The following is a 14,900-nucleotide window of genomic DNA, read 5'->3' as shown; positions in this document are numbered from 1 at the left end:
CCGGGTGCCCGCCTGTTGGGCCTGCGGTGAGTGCGCAGTTTGACGCCTTCCGGCCGCCGGGAAGGCATCAAACTGCGCACTCGATTCCGTGAAGCCGGGCCTGGCGACGGATGCGGGAGCGCACCGTGTGCTCGAATCGCGCTCGCTCGGGGCCGAGGTCGTCATCCGTGACGCGGATGACGCTCCAGCCCGCCGACTCGAATCGTTCCCGCCTGCCCACATCGCGCCTGAACACACTGCGGTTTGTGCGGTGCAGGTCTCCCTCGTACTCGAGCACGATCCAGAGCTCGGGCCAAGACAGGTCCGCTCGCCCCAGGTAGTTGCCGTCGCTGTCGAAGTAGCGTCGGTTCACGACTGGCTCCGGCAGTCCGAAATGAACCAGCAGCAGTCTCAGCTCGGTCTCTTTGGGCGAGTCGACTCCGACGCGCAGCATCGGCAACGCTGCACGCAACAGTGCGCTCCCGCGGCGGGGCGCCCATTCGCGCACCGCGTGGGCGAGGTCCTCTGGCGTCGCCAGCGGGAACGCGCCGCCCAGGAGATGGTCACCGGCGATGACCATCGACGTGTGGTTCAGCACGGTGGCCAGTTGGCACCACACCGTGATCGGCGGCAACACCCGCAGACCGTCGGACATCACCACGGCCGCTGCCACCGCATCGCCTCGGTGCCCAGCGACACCGCGCACACGCGGCGCCGGCTGCCCGAGCGGCGCGCTGACATGCAACTCGGTGTGCTGACGTGTTGCCCACGGAAGCGGGATCCCCAGCAGCTCGGCGGCGGTCAGGTGACTGAATGCGTGGTGCGGCGACATCCTCGCGGAATAGGCCCGCGCTCGGTCCAGTGTGCGGGTGAGGTCGAGACCCGTCGAGCGCACCCCACGGAAGGAGCGCTGCAGGTCGGGGCCGTTGAACCGGTCTCGGCCGAGGCCGGCGGCCGCGGCATCCGATCGCGAGAATGCGCGCCCGGCGAGACGTGCAGGAATGGCCACGCGTGCTTTCATGCCGCAAGCCTGCCCGGCTCAGCAGATCGGCGTGAAAGTTATCCACACCCCCGCTCAACAACGGAGGCGAGTGCGCAGTTTGGCGCCTTCCGGCCGCCGGGAAGGCGTCAAACTGCGCACTCGGCCGCGTTGAGGCGGGCGCAGGCTAGGGCTGGGCGAGCGAGAAGGCAGAGGCCTCGGCGACGAGCTCGGCGCTCGGGCGCACGCCGGTGTACAGCACGAACTGTTCCTCGGCCTGGATCGCGATCACCTCTGCGCCCGTGATCACCGGCTTGCCGGCGGCGCGGGCGGCCCGGATCAGCGGCGTCTCGCTGGGCAGGGCGACCACATCCCAGACGACGGATGCCGCGGCGATGGCCGCGTCAGAGAACGACCGCTCCCCCGCCTCCGGCCCGCCGGCCATGCCGAGCGGTGTGACGTTGACGATCAGGTCCGCCGACACGGTGGAGGCGTCATCCGTCACCTGCCAGCCGTACTGCGCGGCCAGCGCCTGCCCGGCCGCGACGTTGCGGGCCAGCACCGTGCCGTCGTGGAAGCCGGCGCCGTGCAGCGCCGCCACGACCGCCTTGGCCATGCCGCCGCTGCCGCGCACGACCACGCTGCAGGGGGCGACGCCGTGCCGCTCCACCAGCCGCTGGATCGCCAGGTAGTCGGTGTTGTAGGCCGTCAGGTGGCCGTCGGTGTTGACGATGGTGTTGATCGATTCGATCGCGGCCGCCGAGGCATCCAGCGTGTCGACGAGCGGGATCACCGCCTCCTTGAACGGCATCGAGACGGCGCAGCCACGGATGCCGAGCCCGCGCACGCCGGCGATGGCCGCGGGCAGGTCGTCGGTGCTGAACGCCTTGTAGATGTAGTTCAACCCGAGGGCGTCGTAGAGGTAGTTGTGGAAGCGCGTGCCGATGTTGCTCGGCCTCCCGGAGAGCGAGATGCACAGCGTCATGTCTTTGTTGAGGATCGGCACCTCTGCACTCTAGGCGCTCGCCCGCCGTGGCGTGGGCACGGGCGTCGCCTCCAGGGGCTGGCTCAGTCGTCGGCGCCGAAGCGTCCGCGCGCCTCCACCGGGATCAGCGGCTTCTCTGCCCGCACCCTCAGTTCCTGCACCGCCCAACTGTTGCCGTCCGGGTCAGAGAAACCAAAGAACGTGCCGCCATCGCGAGGGTCGATGACCATGATCTCGCTGGCCTCCACCCCACGCCCGACCAGCTCGGCCCGGGCGGCCTGCGCGTCGGCGACGACGAGCTGCAGGCCGCGCAGCGAGCCGGGCGCCATCTCGTTCTGCGAGGGCAGGTTGCCGAACACGATCGAGCAGCCGGAGCCCTGCGGCGTCAGCTGCACGACGTGCATCTGCTCGTTCTGCGTGTTGTGATCCAGGTGGAATCCGACCTTGTCGCGGTAGAACTCGATCGCGCGGTCGATGTCGCTGACCGGAAGGATGACGACTTCGAGTGTCCAATCCATGATGCTCTCCTTGCGGTGTTCGATGCGTGCGGACAGGGGTCGGATGCCGCGGGCGTCCGCCCGCGGCATCCACTCGGCGCTCTAGAGGGTGGGAAGCAGGTCGTCGAGGCGCTCATAGCCCTCGCGCATGCCCATCTCCATGTCGCTCGCGACCATTCCGTCGCGGGCCTCCAGGTTGGGGTAGACGGAGTGGCCGGAGAGCCGGCTGCGCCCGTTGCCCAGGTCTTCGAAGCGGAGCGCCTCGATGCTGACCGTGTCAGGGTAGCCCTCGTACTCGAAGGTCTGGATGGCGAAGTCGTTGGGGCGCACCACGTGGAAGACGCCGTTGAATGCGTACTCCTGGCCGTCGGGGCCGATGTGGATGTAGCGGTAGCCTCCGCCCGTGACGAAGTCGTAGTGCTCGACGCGCATCTCGTAGCCGCGCGGTCCGAGCCACTGCTTGATCAGCTCGGGGTCGGAGTGGGCCCGGAAGACAGCCTCAACGGGGGCGTCGAACTCACGCTCGAAGTCGACGTACTGCACACCGTCCGGAGCGGTGACGGTGAGAGCGTTGGTGGTGGTACTCATTGTTCTTTCTCCTCATGATTCGGTGGTGTTCGTCAGCGAAGCAAGCACGGTGTCGAGTCGGCGGAACTGTTGTTCGTGGATGAGGCGGTATCCGTCGATCCAGGCGGTGAGGCGTTCGAGGGCCGCGGCGTCAAGGTGCACCGGGCGCCGCTGGGCGTCACGACTGCGCGTGACCAGCCCCGCGTGCTCGAGCACCTGGATGTGCTTCGACACCGCCTGCTTGCTGATGTCGAACGGCTCGGCGAGTTCGTTCACCGTGGCCGGTCCGCGGCTGAGCGTGGCAATGATCGCCCGCCGCACGGGATCGGCCAGGGCCATGAAGGCCCGGTCGAGGCTCGCATCGGCGGGGGTCTCATCGATCATGCTCATACCTCGTTTACTCAACCCTTTGCTTGATCAACTATTTAGTTGATTACAAGCTACGCCGCACATTTCACCCTGTCAAGGATTAGCTCGCGCCGAATCAGGCGAACAGCAACGAGATGCCGAACAGCACCGGAATGCAGCCGATTGTCGTGACGAAGACGGTGTCGCGCGCCATGATCTCGGCCGTCTCATAGCGCTGCGCGTAGTTGAACACGTTCTGCGCCGTGGGCAGCGCGGCCAACACCACGACCGCGTACAGCGCCTCGCCGTCCAGGCCGAACACGAAGGAGGCCAACAGCCAGGCGGTGGCCGGCATGACCAGGAGCTTGAGGGCGGATGCCAGCACGACGAGTGCGCGCCCACTGCCCGGGCTCAGCATCCGCTGCCCCGCCATCGACAGGCCGAAGCTGATCAGCATCAGCGGAATCGCGGCCTCGCCGACGCGGGCGATGGGGTCGTGCACGATCGGGGGCAAGGTGATCCCGGCCAGCGAGACCAACAGACCGGAGAGGGAGCCGACGATGATCGGATTGCGCAGGGTGCGGCCGATGATGCGCGGCAGCGAGGTGGTGCCCGTGCTGCGCGCATCGAGGATCGCGAGCCCAATCGGCGCGAAGAACAGCAGCTGCAGCAGCACGATGGGCGCCGCGTAGGCCGCACTGCCCAGCATGTACAGCGCCAGCGGGATTCCCACGTTGTTGGCGTTGACATAGCCGGAGCTGAGCGAGCCGATCACCGTCTCCGAGAGCGGGCGCCGCCAGACGAGCAGCGAAAGTGCGGCGAAGACGAGCATCATGAGCCCTGCGGCGACCGCCGAGACGGGCAGCAGCGCGGAGAAGAGGGTGGCGACATCCGCCCCGGAGAGCACGGAGAACAGCAGCAGCGGCGAGAGCACGTAAAACACGATCTTGCTCAGCACCGGGCGTGCGCCCGCACCGAGCACCCCGGTGCGACCGAGGAGGTAGCCGAGCAGGATCGGCAGTGCAATCACGGCGAAGCCGGTAGCGACGCCGCCGACGTCTGCATTCATGCGGTTGTGCTCCTCATTCGGGGTCGGCGGCCGACTCCAGGCCCCGAATGAAACCTAGCGCTTCGGGTTCGAGTGCCGGCACGGCCGCTGCTGGGGCGAATGCCGGGGCCGCGATCAGCGCAGCTCGGCCTCCCCGAGCGGCCCGCGCACCGTGGCAACCAGCGCCGGAACAGCACCGGGCACGAGGTCGAGCGGAACGCCGAGCGCGTCGAGCTGCGCGCGCAGCCGCTCCGCCGCAGGGTGCTCGCCGCGCAGCGCGACGAGCTCGAGCGTGGGCAGCTCGCTCAGCCCGGGGTGGGCGGTGCTGCCCCAGTCGATCAGAAAGGGCACGATCGGCGACACCCGGCTCGGCGGGGCCGTATAGCTCCACGCGAGCACGCTGCCGTCGGGCTTCGTGCGCGACTGCGCGGCGACCTCGCCGAGCGGCAGGCCGGCCTCGGAGCCGCGCGCCGCCCGCTCTGCGATGCCCTCGGGTGCGGCGGCATCCGCATGCACGGCGTAGCTGCTGAGGGTCGGCGCCCGCAGAGTGTCGATGCCGAAGGTGGCGATTGCGGATGCCGGCCGCTCCCCCTCGGGGTCGGGGCCGATGATCTCGAGGTAGTGGGTGCCGCGGGCGCCGGCGACGGTGAAGGCGATGAGGGCGTTCGCGGTGCCGAGAGCGTGTCGACCGCCCGGCGCGGCGGTGACGCCGGTGAGCCGGGCGACGTGCGCGACGGCGGCTCCGAGATCGGGGCCGGCCAGCACGAGATGGTCGAGAACTGCGGCGAGCGCGGCGGGCAGTGGCGCGGCGACGGCTTCGGGACGGGGCGCGGTGGTGTCGGCATCAGTGTCGGTCATGTCTGCCAATCTGGCACAACCACGGGCGCCAACGCGGCTCGGACGACCAAATGCGTAGCGTTCGTGGCAGTCCACCCGGAGGCGTCGATCGCACAGCCCCTGTTGCTCGGGCGGCCAAGGCCGATACGCTGCGAGCATCATTCGATTCGGGGAGGATCACAGATGTCCGGAACCACCAGCACCCTTGACCAGAGGCTGCGCCTGGCGCACACAGCGAGCATCGCCGTCGTCGTCCTCGGCATCGTCTTCATCGTGGTCGGCATCATCGCCTGGATCGCGGTGAGCATGAAGCTCCGCGCGGAGGGGATCACGGTGAGCGACGACGCCGCATTCCTCCAAGGGTGGCCGGTCGCCGGGCCGTTGACCGCGTATGCCCAGGCCGACATCATCAACACGCACGCCCTTGCCATCAGCGACGGGCAGACGTATGCGCAGCTGGCCCAGGACGACCCGCGGCGCGCCGTCGTGATGAACGCCTCGTTCCTGCGCGCGTCGCTGTTCACCTCGGTCATCTCCTTCGGCATCGCGCTGTTCGCGGTCGGCGTCGGCGTCGTCTCGGTTCTGCTCGGCTGGGTGGGCAGCACGCTGACGAAGGCGCGGGGCGTGGCGGCTGCCGCCTAGGGGCCCGGCGCGGCGGATGCCGCTGCGCCACACTCTGGGATTCGTCGCCACGAGGGCAGCCGATGTGACGCTGGTCGATGGCCTCGGCCAGTTCGCAACGGTCGCCACCTACGACTCGATGACGGGCTTCGTCTCGTAGACCGCAGAACGGGACCGGCGGGCTACCAGCCGCGCCGGGCGATGCGCGCCTCGCGGCGGAGCTGCCGGCGCAGCTCCTTGAGGCGCTTCTCTGTGCTGCCGCCCGCCCTGTCTTCGACCACCAGCTTGGGCCACACCGCGTCGAGCTTCGACTCGATCACCGCCGAGATCTCGCTCCACGCGTCGGCCTGCGCCCTGGCGACGAAGGCGTCGAGGTATTCCGGGTCCTCCCGGTGCCGCCAGAGTCGTTCCGCGACGGCCGCGTGCATCTTCTCGCGGCGGCGCAGGTTGGCCACGTCTTCGGTTCGGTAGTCGTGGTGGTGCAGCGCCTTGCCGGCCCGGTTGGCTGCCGTGTCGCGCTCCTCTTCGGCGATCGACGCCGACTCGTCCTCCTGCTGTACCTCTTCATAGAGCGCAGCCCGCGCGGCGGCCCGCATTCGCTCCGCGTCGAAGCCATCCGGCTCGGTGAGCATCCCGACGATGATCTGATTCTTCAGGGCCATGCGGGCGCCGAACTCCGCCAGCATCACGCCCTCGTCGACCTGCTCGGCGAGGCTGGCCTCCTCGCGCTGCGGCAACGCATCATCGTTGAACGGAGTGAAGTCCCTCCGCCTGCGACGCGCCATCTGTGCCTGCCGTGTTCGAACCCAGTAACGGCCGCGCCTGCGGCCCCCTCCAGAGTATCGCTCAGGTACGACCCCTTAGCATGATGCCCATGACTGATTCTTCTGCCCCGCCGAGACTTTCGACCGCATCACTCTGTTCGGTGCAACCTGGTGCAGCGACTGCCGCCGCTCCAAGGCGCTGCTCGACACCCTCAACGTCGACTACGACTACGTCGACCTCGAGGTCGAGATCGAGGGCGCAGACCGCGCCAAGGCCATCAGCGGGCGCACCAACATCCCGGTGATTGTGTTCCCGGATGCCACGCACATGGTCGAGCCGCGCGACTCCGACCTGCACGCCAAGCTCACCGAGCTCGCCGCGATCTAACGCGCGCTCACATGCAGAAGGCCCGCTCCTCAGGGAGCGGGCCTTCTGTGCGTTGCAGTTCTGCTTACTGTGCTGGCGTCGAGGCCACGTCGAGGATCTCGATCACGAAGACGAGGGTCTGCCCGGCCAGCTCATGCGAGCTGCTGCCGGCGACACCGTAGCCGTACTCCGGCGGGATCGAGACGACGAGCTTGGTGCCGACCTTCTGGCCGACAAGCGCGGCGCCGAAGCCCTTCACGACGCCGGTGGTGGCGAACGTGGCCGGCTGCTTGCCGTAGCTCTGGTCGAAGATCTCACCGGTGCCCCAGTTGGTGCCCTGGTAGTTCACGGTGACAGAGTCGCCGGCCTTGACGGTCTCGCCGTCGCCTTCTTCGATGACGTCGAGGAGCAGGTCGGGGCTCGGCTCGCCGGCCGGGAGCGTGAGCACGGGCGGCTGGTCGCCGTTGAACTGAACCGTCGGCGGGTTCTCGGTCCACTCGGCGGGAGTCAGCGGCGGGACGATGTTGAGCACGTCGGTGACGATGACGACGCTCTCGCCGCCGGCGATGCCGAGGCCCTCGCTGCCGGCATCGCCGAACAGCTCAGACGCGGGAACCGTGGTGACGACGCGCGAACCGACCGGGACGCAGTCGATTCCGGCGATGAAGGCCGGGAAGATCTGCGGGTCGCCGGAGACGAACTCGGAGTTCTCGGAGATGGCGACCTTGCCGGTGTTGCCGGCGAAGACGTTGATGTGCAGCTCGACGGTCTGGCCGGCGGCGGTCACCTCGCCGTCGCCCTTGTCGACGATCGTGCGCTGCAGTTCGGAGGCGGTGAACGGGGTCTTGAACTCGGCGGTGACCTCGCTGCCGTGGTCACCGCTGACCTTGACCGACTTGCTCTCGGAACCCGATTTGTACTCGCCACACTGGCCGGCGGCGGTGGAGGCCGACGAGCCATCGGTGGAGCCGTTGCCGGCCGCGCAGCCGGTGAGGATGAGGGCGGAAGCCGCCAGGAGCGCCAGCGGCGCCAGGCGGGCGAGCGGTGAGTTCTTTTTCATACTGATGAGGTTCTCTATTCGCGTTGGGAGCGGCTGTAGGGTCGTGCCGCAGTGGTGGCTGCTCGGCGTATTCCACTCAAGGGCCGGAACGAGTCTGCCACCTCGAACTTGGTCTTGCCTGAAAATCGACGGGCGCGGGCCGGATGGAATAGCCTCACGGCCGCGCCGGTTCGACTCAGTGATGACTACCGCAGCACACACCCCCGCGCCCGCCCAGCCCGCTCTGCCCCGCCTCTCGGTGCTCGACCTGGTGCCGGTGCGCACCGGTCAGAGCAGCGCGCAGGCCGTCGCGGCATCCGTCGCCCTCGCCCAGACCGCCGACGAACTTGGCTTCGAGCGCTACTGGCTGGCCGAGCACCACAACATGCCGGCCGTCGCCTCGACGACTCCCCCGGTGCTGATCGCCGCGATTGCCGCGCGCACCGAGAGGATCCGCGTCGGCTCCGGCGGCGTGATGCTGCCGAACCACGCCCCGCTCGTCGTGGCGGAGCAGTTCGCCGCCCTCGAGGCGATCGCGCCGGGGCGCATCGACCTGGGCCTCGGCCGCGCGCCGGGCAGCGACCCGGTGATCACCGCGCTGCTGAACCAGAGCGGCGCGACCAGCGAGGTGTCGCGCTTCCCCGAGAACATCGCCGAGATCCAGGCGCTGCTGCAGCCGGGTGGGGCAGCGTTCACGCTGACCAGCGGCCAGGAGTACGTCGTGCACGCGACACCAGCGGCATCCGGTGCCCCGACGATCTGGCTGCTCGGCTCCAGCGAGTACTCGGCCCGGCTGGCCGCCCGCCTCGGGCTCCCCTATGTCTTTGCGAACCACTTCAGCGGCGAGGGGCTCGACACCGCGATGCGGCTGTACCGCGGCGAGTACCAGCCGAGCGAGGCGCACCCGCTGCCGCAGAGCTTCCTCACGATGAACGCCTCAGTGGCGCCGACGCTCGAGGAGGCGCGGGCCCGCGCGCTGCCACAGCTGCGCATGATGGCCAGGCTCCGCTCCGGCCAGAAGCTGATCGCACTGGAGACGGTGGAGCAGGCCCAGGCGGCCGAGCGCGATGCCCCGGATGCCGCCCGCGCGGCGTTCATCGCGGCGGCCGAGTCGCGCTGGCTGATCGGCACGCCTTCCGACGCACGCGAGCAGCTCGCGGCGTTTGCCGCGGCGCACGGTGTTGACGAGGTGATGGTGTCGGCCATCGGCGGCAGCTTCGCCGGCGAGCCGCTGGACCGCACGCCGGGCCGCGAGCAGACGCTGCGCCTGCTGGCCGGCTGAGGCCCGTCGGGCGAGCCTGTCAGCGGCCACCGCTAGCGTGGACGCATGCTTATACTGCACACCTCTGATTGGCACGTCGGGCGCACATTCCACGGGCACTCCACGCTCGCGGCACTCGACGAGGTGCTCGGCGCGCTCGCGGTGGAGGTGCGGGAACGGGCGATCGACGTGGTCGTCGTGGCGGGTGACATCTTCGACTCCGCGGTGCCATCGCGCGACAGCTACGAGCTGTTGGCGCGCGCGCTCGGCGCGATCCGGGCGGCCGGGGCGTCCGTCATCCTGACCAGCGGCAATCACGACTCGGCGACTCGGCTCGGTTTCCAGTCCGAGTTCGCCGCGTTCGGCGGGGTGCACGTGATCGCCAGGCCAGAACAGCACGACAAGCCGGTGACGCTTGGCGACGAGCACGGGCCCGTGCACTTCTACGGGATCCCCTACCTGGAGCCGGCGCTGCTGCGCGGCCGCTACCCGGACGCCGTGCTGCGCACGCACGCACAGACGCTGGGTTTCGCCATGGACAACGTGCGCGCCGACCTGGCCGAGCGCGGCGGGCGCAGCGTCGTGCTCTCGCACTGCTTCGCCGTGAACGTGGGCGGCGACACCCAGCTAGCCGACTCCGAGCCGGCCGAGACCGCCTTCTCTGACGACGTCGTGCGCGACATCACCGCCGGCGGGCTCGACCTGGTGCCGCTCGCCACGTTCGACGGGCCCGACTATGTCGCCCTCGGACACATCCACGGCCGCTCGGTGCTGACCGAGCGGGCCCGGTATTCGGGCGCCCCGGTGCACTACTCCTTCAACGAGGCGGGCAAGCCGCGCGGCGGCTGGCTGGTCGAGCTCGGTGCCGACGGCCTCGAGCAGGTGGAGTGGCTGCCGCTGCCGGTGCCCCGCGGCCTCAGCGTGCTCACCGGCACGCTCGACGAGCTGCTGACGGATGCCGCCTACGCGCCCGCCGAGGCGGACTGGGTGCGCGCGGTGCTCACCGACCGGTCCCGGCCGCTGGACGCCATGCGCAAACTGCAGCAGCGTTTCCGCTGGTGCGCGGACCTCGCCCACCAGCCCAGCGAGGTGGCCGCGGCATCCGGGGCCAGCTATGCGGAGCGGATCAAGACCAAGAGCGACGCCGAGATCGTCGCCGGGTTCCTGGAGCATGTGCGGAACGGCGACGGGGCCAGCGACGCCGAACTGGAGATCCTGACCGAGGTCATCGCGACGAATGAAGCGGCCAGATCGGGCGAGCTGGCCGCAGCCAACGGGGGTGCGGCATGAGGATCAACAAGCTGAGCGTGCAGGGCTTCGGGCCGTACAAGACGGCGCAGCATGTGGACTTCGACGCCTTCGCCGACGACGGAATCTTCCTGATGGGCGGCAAGACGGGCGCCGGCAAGTCGAGCATTCTCGACGCGATCTGTTTCGCGCTCTACGACAGCGTGCCGCGCTACGACGGCACGAAGGCGCGGCTGCGCAGCGACCACGCCGGGCCAGAGGACGCGAGCCTCGTCACCCTGGAGTTCACCGCCGGCGACACCCGTTACCGGGTGGAGCGGGCGCCCGAGTTCGAGCGGCAGAAGGCACGCGGAACCGGTACAACGAAGCAGAAGGCGACCGCGGAGCTGTTCGAGCTGCGCGGCACCGAGTGGCACGGCATCGAGGCGCAACCGCGCGAGGTCGGGCCGCGCATCGCCGAGCTGGTCGGGCTGAACAAGGACCAGTTCCTGCAGGTGATCCTGCTCGCCCAGAACCGGTTCCAGCAGTTCTTGCTGGCCAAGAGCGAGGCGCGCCAGGAGGTGCTGCGCTCACTGTTCGGCACCCGGCGGTTCCAGGATTACGAGGCGACACTCACCGAACAGCGCAAACAGCTCGACGCCGAGCTCGGCAGCCGCAGGGCCACGCTCAAGCAGATGGTCGAGCAGGCCGGCACGGTGGCGCGCGCCCTCGGGCTCACCGAGCAAGCCGCCGCCGTGCCCGAGTCGCGCACCGCCGAGGCGCTCACCCCGTGGCTGGCCGGGCTGACGGATGCCGCCCGGCAGCTCGTGCTGCAGGCGCTCGACGCGGCCGAGACCGCCGACGCCCGATTCGCGGCCGCCGACGCCGCACACGACTCCCGCGTCGCGCTGCGCGCCGCCCAGCAGCGTCGGGCCGCGGCCGAGGCGCGTCTGGCCGAACTGCGTGCCGCGATAGAGACGATCGACGCCGAGCGCGCCGCGCTGGCCGCCGCCGCCCGCGCCGAGGTCGCGCTCGGGGCGGTGACGACCGCCGCCCGCGCCCGCACGGCGCTGCAGGCGGCAGAGGGCGCGCGGGAACGGGCGCTGTCGGCGTTCGTGGCGCTGCCCACCACCGAGGGCAACGGCGGTTCGCCCGCGGAGTTGGCCCTGCTCATCGAGACGTCGACACAGGAGCAGGGCGCCCTCAATGAGACGCTGGCCCTGGAGACCAGTCTTCCCGCGTTGCACGACGCCGTGGAGCAGCACGCACGACAGCACGCCGCGGCGGAGTCGGCACTGGCAGAGGTCGTCGAGCGGTCTACCGCGCTGCCGGCGCTCATTGCGGCCGACACGGCGCGGCTGGCCGAGCTGCGGCTGACGGCGGCCCGGCTGGACCCCGAGTCGGCCGAGCGTGACCGCCTGGCGGCGACACTCGCCCACGCCCAGCGCGTCGTCACCATGCAACCGGAGCTCGCGGCGGCCCGCGAGGCCGAGTTCAATGCCGGACTGAAGAGCACGGCGGCATCCGCCCGGCTCGACCGGTTGCGCGCCCGACGCCTGAACGGACACGCCGCGGAGCTCGCGCTTGAGCTGCGCGACGGCGAGCCGTGCGCCGTCTGCGGCGGCCGGGAACACCCGCACCCGGCCGAGGTCTCCACGGACGCGGTGGGGGCCGAGGACATCGCCGCAGCCGAGGCCGAGCTCGCCGAGTGCCGTGCCGTCGCCGAAACGGCCCGCGAGGCTGCACACCAGATCGACTCGGAGCTCGCGGCGGAGACCGCGCTGGCCGGCACGCTGCCGGCACGGCTGCTCGAGGCGAAGATCCTGCGTGCGGAGGAATCCATCGCGTCGGCCGCCGCCGCGGCGGCCGAATCCGACGAACTGGCCGTGCGGCTCGGCGAGCACACCACCGAGCTCCGCGAGTTGGCGGCAGCGGTGGCGGCATGCCGCGAGGCCCTGACGCTGGCCGTCACCGCGCACACCGCCGCACGCACGCGCATCGAAGAGGGCGAGCAGCGCGTGGCGGAGCAGCGCGCCGGCTACCCGACGATCGCCGCCCGCGGCGAGGCCCTCGCCCGCACCCTGGCGGCGGCGCACACGCTGGCCGACGCCCAGGGCGCCGTCGCCGTCGCCGGCACCGCTGCGGCCGGCGCCAATGCCGAGCTGGGCGAGCGGCTGGAGCAACAGGGCTTCGACAGCGCGGACGCGGTCTCGGCCGCGCACCTGGACGCGGAGCAGCGCGCCGCCCTGGAACGACGGCTCCGGGCGCACGATGACGCGATCGCCGCGACGTCCGCGATCCTGGCCGAGCCGGAACTTGCCGGGCTTCCGGTCGAGGAGGTCGCGCTCTGGGAATCCGAGGCCGCACTCCAACTGGCCCGCACGGAGCGGGACGAGGCGCTCACCCGGCGCGCGACGCTCGGCGCGCATGCGGCCAGCCTGCGCGAGCTCGTCGGCACCGTCGAGGCCGAGCTGGCGGCATCCGCGGATCTGATCGCGCGGCACGAGATTGTGGCGCGGCTGGCCGCGACGGTGAAGGGCGACGCCCCGAACGAACGCAGGATGCGGTTGGAGAGCTTCGTGCTCGCCGCAGAGCTGGAGGAGATCGTGGCGGCGGCGAATGCACGGCTGCACCAGATGAGCGGCGGCCGGTACCTGCTCGAGCACGACGATTCGATCGGCTATCGCGGCACGCAGTCCGGCCTCGGGCTGGCGATCCTCGACAGCCACACCGGGGCGCAGCGGCCGACGCACTCGCTCTCCGGCGGCGAGACGTTCCTCGCCTCGCTCGCCCTGGCGCTCGGCCTCGCCGAGGTCGTCACCGGCCGGGCCGGCGGCATCACGCTGGACACGCTGTTCATTGACGAGGGCTTCGGCTCGCTGGATGCCGAGACGCTCGAGATCGCGATGTCAACGCTCGACGGCCTGCGCACCGGCGGCCGCACGATCGGGCTGATCAGCCACGTCGAGGCGATGAAGGAGCAGATTCACGCGTCGCTGCAGGTCAGCGTCAGCGAGCAGGGCTGGAGCACGATCAGCCAGTCGGCCTAGCCGCTGCCCCGCCGCCTTCCGTTGAGGCCGGGGCGGTGCTGCGGCTACACGACCGTGGCCACAGCCTTGCTCGAGGAGCGTGCCTGCAGAAGCGGCGCAATCTGCTCCACCCCGATCCGGGTGAAGTGTTCTGCCTCCCGGTGTGCGGCGAACCCGGCGGCATCAACGAAGCACTCGACGATGACGATCTCGTCGGGGTTCTCAACGTTGCGGAAGTACTCGAAGCTGAGGCAGCCCGGCTCGGTGCGCGTGGCCGCTGTCAGCTCGGCGAGCAACTCAAGCACGGTCTCAAGCTGCCCCTCCTTCGGCTGGTGACGGGCGATGACTTGGAAGAAGCTGTCTGACACGGTGTTCCTTGGACTGGTGGCGCAGGTGCGCGGATGGGCGGGGCAATGGCGGCTAGATGACGCGGTCGTTGCCGCCGTCGACGGTGATGTGGGCGCCGGTGGTCGCCGGGAACCCGGCGCAGAGTGCGACCACGGCGTCTGCGACCATGGCGCTCGTCACCTCGATGCCCAGCAGGTTTCGGGTGCGGTACTCGTCAACGGTCAGGCCGTATCGTGAGGCGCGCTCCGCGAGTAGCTCGGGTGTCCAGATCGCGGTGTCGAACACCGCATCGGGTTCGACGTGGTTCACGCGGATTCGATCGGGCGCCCATTCCAGCGCAGCGACCCTGGCCAGTTGGGCCGCAGCGGTCTTGCTCGCTGAGTACGCCGCAGCACCGGGGCCGGGAGCTGCCACGTTCTTGGTCGACACCAGAACGACCCGCCCGCCGCGCGGCGAGAGGGCGAGCATCGGGTGGGATGCGCGCAGCACCCGGGCGACCGCGGTCGCGTTCACCCGGAGCGAGCGGTCCCAGAGTGCGTCATCGAGCGTGGAGAGCGGCGCGCTCTCCGGGAAGATCCCCGCTGCAACGACGAGCATGTCGACTCCCCCGAATTCGCGTGCGGCCACGTCGATCGCCGCGTCCAGCACCGCAATGTCGCTCACGTCCCCGACAACGCCACGCCATGCGCGCCCGGCGAAGCTCGACAACACGGCGTCGTTGAGATCGATGCCGACGACGGCCGCTCCCCGTGCGAGCAGCGCCGCAGCGCAGGCACGCCCGATTCCCGAGGCCGCACCGGTTACAAGTGCGACCTCTCCCTCCAGGTCGCGCCCACCGTCGGACGAGCGGATGCGGGCCTGCTCCAGCTCCCAATACTCGGTCTCGAAGCTCTGCGCTTCGTCGAGCGAGGAGTAGCCGCCATCCCGATCTGCGGCATCGATGATGTCCATCGTGTGCAGGTAGATATCGTGCACCGCATCGGCAGCGGCCGGTGTCGCCCCGA

The 14,900-nt window shown here is 70.1% G+C and carries 17 protein-coding genes; 6 read left to right on the top strand and 11 right to left on the bottom strand.

Annotated features, from left to right (window positions below; translation table 11 throughout):
• Positions 1–67 precede the first annotated feature (67 nt).
• From AWU67_RS00185 to AWU67_RS00155, 7 genes are all read right to left on the bottom strand, one after another.
• Positions 68–1,000 (bottom strand): hypothetical protein, encoded by a 933-nt coding sequence (locus AWU67_RS00185; RefSeq protein WP_129586592.1) that lies wholly within the window; start codon positions 998–1,000, stop codon positions 68–70.
• A gap of 145 nt (positions 1,001–1,145) precedes the next feature.
• Positions 1,146–1,964 carry a shikimate 5-dehydrogenase gene (locus AWU67_RS00180; protein ID WP_067225367.1) on the bottom strand — a complete coding sequence of 273 codons (819 nt, stop codon included), beginning with the start codon at positions 1,962–1,964 and terminating at the stop codon, positions 1,146–1,148.
• A gap of 62 nt (positions 1,965–2,026) precedes the next feature.
• Complete coding sequence (locus AWU67_RS00175) at positions 2,027–2,461, bottom strand: VOC family protein (RefSeq protein ID WP_067231790.1); 435 nt, start codon at positions 2,459–2,461, stop codon at positions 2,027–2,029.
• A gap of 81 nt (positions 2,462–2,542) precedes the next feature.
• Complete coding sequence (locus AWU67_RS00170; protein ID WP_067225365.1) at positions 2,543–3,028, bottom strand: SRPBCC family protein; 486 nt, start codon at positions 3,026–3,028, stop codon at positions 2,543–2,545.
• 12 nt (positions 3,029–3,040) lie between these two features.
• On the bottom strand, positions 3,041–3,391 hold the full coding sequence (locus tag AWU67_RS00165; RefSeq protein ID WP_067231786.1) for an ArsR/SmtB family transcription factor: 351 nt from the start codon (positions 3,389–3,391) through the stop codon (positions 3,041–3,043).
• A gap of 100 nt (positions 3,392–3,491) precedes the next feature.
• On the bottom strand, positions 3,492–4,424 hold the full coding sequence (locus tag AWU67_RS00160; protein ID WP_067225363.1) for an AEC family transporter: 933 nt from the start codon (positions 4,422–4,424) through the stop codon (positions 3,492–3,494).
• A 114-nt stretch (positions 4,425–4,538) separates the two neighbouring features.
• Complete coding sequence (locus AWU67_RS00155) at positions 4,539–5,261, bottom strand: VOC family protein (RefSeq protein WP_067225361.1); 723 nt, start codon at positions 5,259–5,261, stop codon at positions 4,539–4,541.
• A 162-nt stretch (positions 5,262–5,423) separates the two neighbouring features.
• Between AWU67_RS00155 and AWU67_RS00150 the strand changes: the two genes are divergently transcribed.
• A complete protein-coding gene (locus AWU67_RS00150) occupies positions 5,424–5,882 on the top strand; it encodes a hypothetical protein (protein ID WP_067225359.1) in 459 nt (152 codons plus the stop codon).
• Between the two features lie 16 nt (positions 5,883–5,898).
• The gene (locus AWU67_RS17805; RefSeq protein ID WP_257720953.1) at positions 5,899–6,021 is read left to right on the top strand and encodes a hypothetical protein; all 123 of its coding nucleotides are present in this window, start codon (positions 5,899–5,901) and stop codon (positions 6,019–6,021) included.
• A 22-nt stretch (positions 6,022–6,043) separates the two neighbouring features.
• Here the strand turns inward: AWU67_RS17805 and AWU67_RS00145 are convergent, their stop codons facing one another.
• Positions 6,044–6,598, bottom strand: coding sequence for a hypothetical protein (locus tag AWU67_RS00145; protein ID WP_067225357.1), 555 nt, complete (start codon positions 6,596–6,598; stop codon positions 6,044–6,046).
• Between the two features lie 175 nt (positions 6,599–6,773).
• On the opposite strand from AWU67_RS00145, the gene AWU67_RS16800 reads away from it, so the two are divergent.
• Positions 6,774–7,013 carry a glutaredoxin family protein gene (locus AWU67_RS16800; RefSeq protein WP_082716665.1) on the top strand — a complete coding sequence of 80 codons (240 nt, stop codon included), beginning with the start codon at positions 6,774–6,776 and terminating at the stop codon, positions 7,011–7,013.
• Positions 7,014–7,077: 64 nt separating this feature from the next.
• On the opposite strand, the gene AWU67_RS00140 is transcribed toward AWU67_RS16800, so the two are convergent.
• Positions 7,078–8,052 (bottom strand): FKBP-type peptidyl-prolyl cis-trans isomerase, encoded by a 975-nt coding sequence (locus AWU67_RS00140; RefSeq protein ID WP_067225355.1) that lies wholly within the window; start codon positions 8,050–8,052, stop codon positions 7,078–7,080.
• A 181-nt stretch (positions 8,053–8,233) separates the two neighbouring features.
• Here AWU67_RS00140 and AWU67_RS00135 point away from each other — a divergent pair, with 181 nt between their 5' ends.
• Genes AWU67_RS00135 through AWU67_RS00125 form a run of 3 tightly spaced genes read left to right on the top strand, consistent with a single transcriptional unit; the run spans position 8,234 to position 13,569 of the window.
• Complete coding sequence (locus AWU67_RS00135; RefSeq protein WP_067225353.1) at positions 8,234–9,313, top strand: LLM class flavin-dependent oxidoreductase; 1,080 nt, start codon at positions 8,234–8,236, stop codon at positions 9,311–9,313.
• 45 nt (positions 9,314–9,358) lie between these two features.
• On the top strand, positions 9,359–10,582 hold the full coding sequence (locus tag AWU67_RS00130) for an exonuclease SbcCD subunit D (protein WP_067225351.1): 1,224 nt from the start codon (positions 9,359–9,361) through the stop codon (positions 10,580–10,582).
• The gene (locus AWU67_RS00125) at positions 10,579–13,569 is read left to right on the top strand and encodes an AAA family ATPase (RefSeq protein WP_067225349.1); all 2,991 of its coding nucleotides are present in this window, start codon (positions 10,579–10,581) and stop codon (positions 13,567–13,569) included. The genes AWU67_RS00130 and AWU67_RS00125 overlap by 4 nt, the downstream gene beginning before the upstream one ends.
• 44 nt (positions 13,570–13,613) lie before the next feature.
• Here the strand turns inward: AWU67_RS00125 and AWU67_RS00120 are convergent, their stop codons facing one another.
• Positions 13,614–13,916 (bottom strand): putative quinol monooxygenase, encoded by a 303-nt coding sequence (locus tag AWU67_RS00120; RefSeq protein ID WP_067225348.1) that lies wholly within the window; start codon positions 13,914–13,916, stop codon positions 13,614–13,616.
• A gap of 52 nt (positions 13,917–13,968) precedes the next feature.
• Positions 13,969–14,871, bottom strand: a complete 903-nt coding sequence (locus AWU67_RS17435; RefSeq protein WP_067225344.1) for an SDR family NAD(P)-dependent oxidoreductase — start codon at positions 14,869–14,871, stop codon at positions 13,969–13,971.
• Between the last annotated feature and the right edge of the window lie 29 nt (positions 14,872–14,900).

Source organism: Microterricola viridarii, from assembly GCF_001542775.1.
GTDB classification, from domain to species: Bacteria; Actinomycetota; Actinomycetes; order Actinomycetales; family Microbacteriaceae; genus Microterricola; species Microterricola viridarii_A.
This window is presented reverse-complemented; position numbering and strand designations above follow the sequence as displayed.

Bases quoted from the DNA above. Each gene is read 5' to 3' on its own strand.
- AWU67_RS00185 (WP_129586592.1), bottom strand. From the start codon at position 1,000: ATGAAAGCACGCGTGGCCATTCCTGCACGTCTCGCCGGGCGCGCATTC.
- AWU67_RS00175 (WP_067231790.1), bottom strand. From the start codon at position 2,461: ATGGATTGGACACTCGAAGTCGTCATCCTTCCGGTCAGCGACATCGAC.
- AWU67_RS00170 (WP_067225365.1), bottom strand. From the start codon at position 3,028: ATGAGTACCACCACCAACGCTCTCACCGTCACCGCTCCGGACGGTGTG.
- AWU67_RS00165 (WP_067231786.1), bottom strand. From the start codon at position 3,391: ATGATCGATGAGACCCCCGCCGATGCGAGCCTCGACCGGGCCTTCATG.
- AWU67_RS00160 (WP_067225363.1), bottom strand. From the start codon at position 4,424: ATGAATGCAGACGTCGGCGGCGTCGCTACCGGCTTCGCCGTGATTGCA.
- AWU67_RS00155 (WP_067225361.1), bottom strand. From the start codon at position 5,261: ATGACCGACACTGATGCCGACACCACCGCGCCCCGTCCCGAAGCCGTC.
- AWU67_RS00150 (WP_067225359.1), top strand. From the start codon at position 5,424: ATGTCCGGAACCACCAGCACCCTTGACCAGAGGCTGCGCCTGGCGCAC.
- AWU67_RS17805 (WP_257720953.1), top strand. From the start codon at position 5,899: ATGCCGCTGCGCCACACTCTGGGATTCGTCGCCACGAGGGCAGCCGAT.
- AWU67_RS00140 (WP_067225355.1), bottom strand. From the start codon at position 8,052: ATGAAAAAGAACTCACCGCTCGCCCGCCTGGCGCCGCTGGCGCTCCTG.
- AWU67_RS00135 (WP_067225353.1), top strand. From the start codon at position 8,234: ATGACTACCGCAGCACACACCCCCGCGCCCGCCCAGCCCGCTCTGCCC.
- AWU67_RS00130 (WP_067225351.1), top strand. From the start codon at position 9,359: ATGCTTATACTGCACACCTCTGATTGGCACGTCGGGCGCACATTCCAC.
- AWU67_RS00125 (WP_067225349.1), top strand. From the start codon at position 10,579: ATGAGGATCAACAAGCTGAGCGTGCAGGGCTTCGGGCCGTACAAGACG.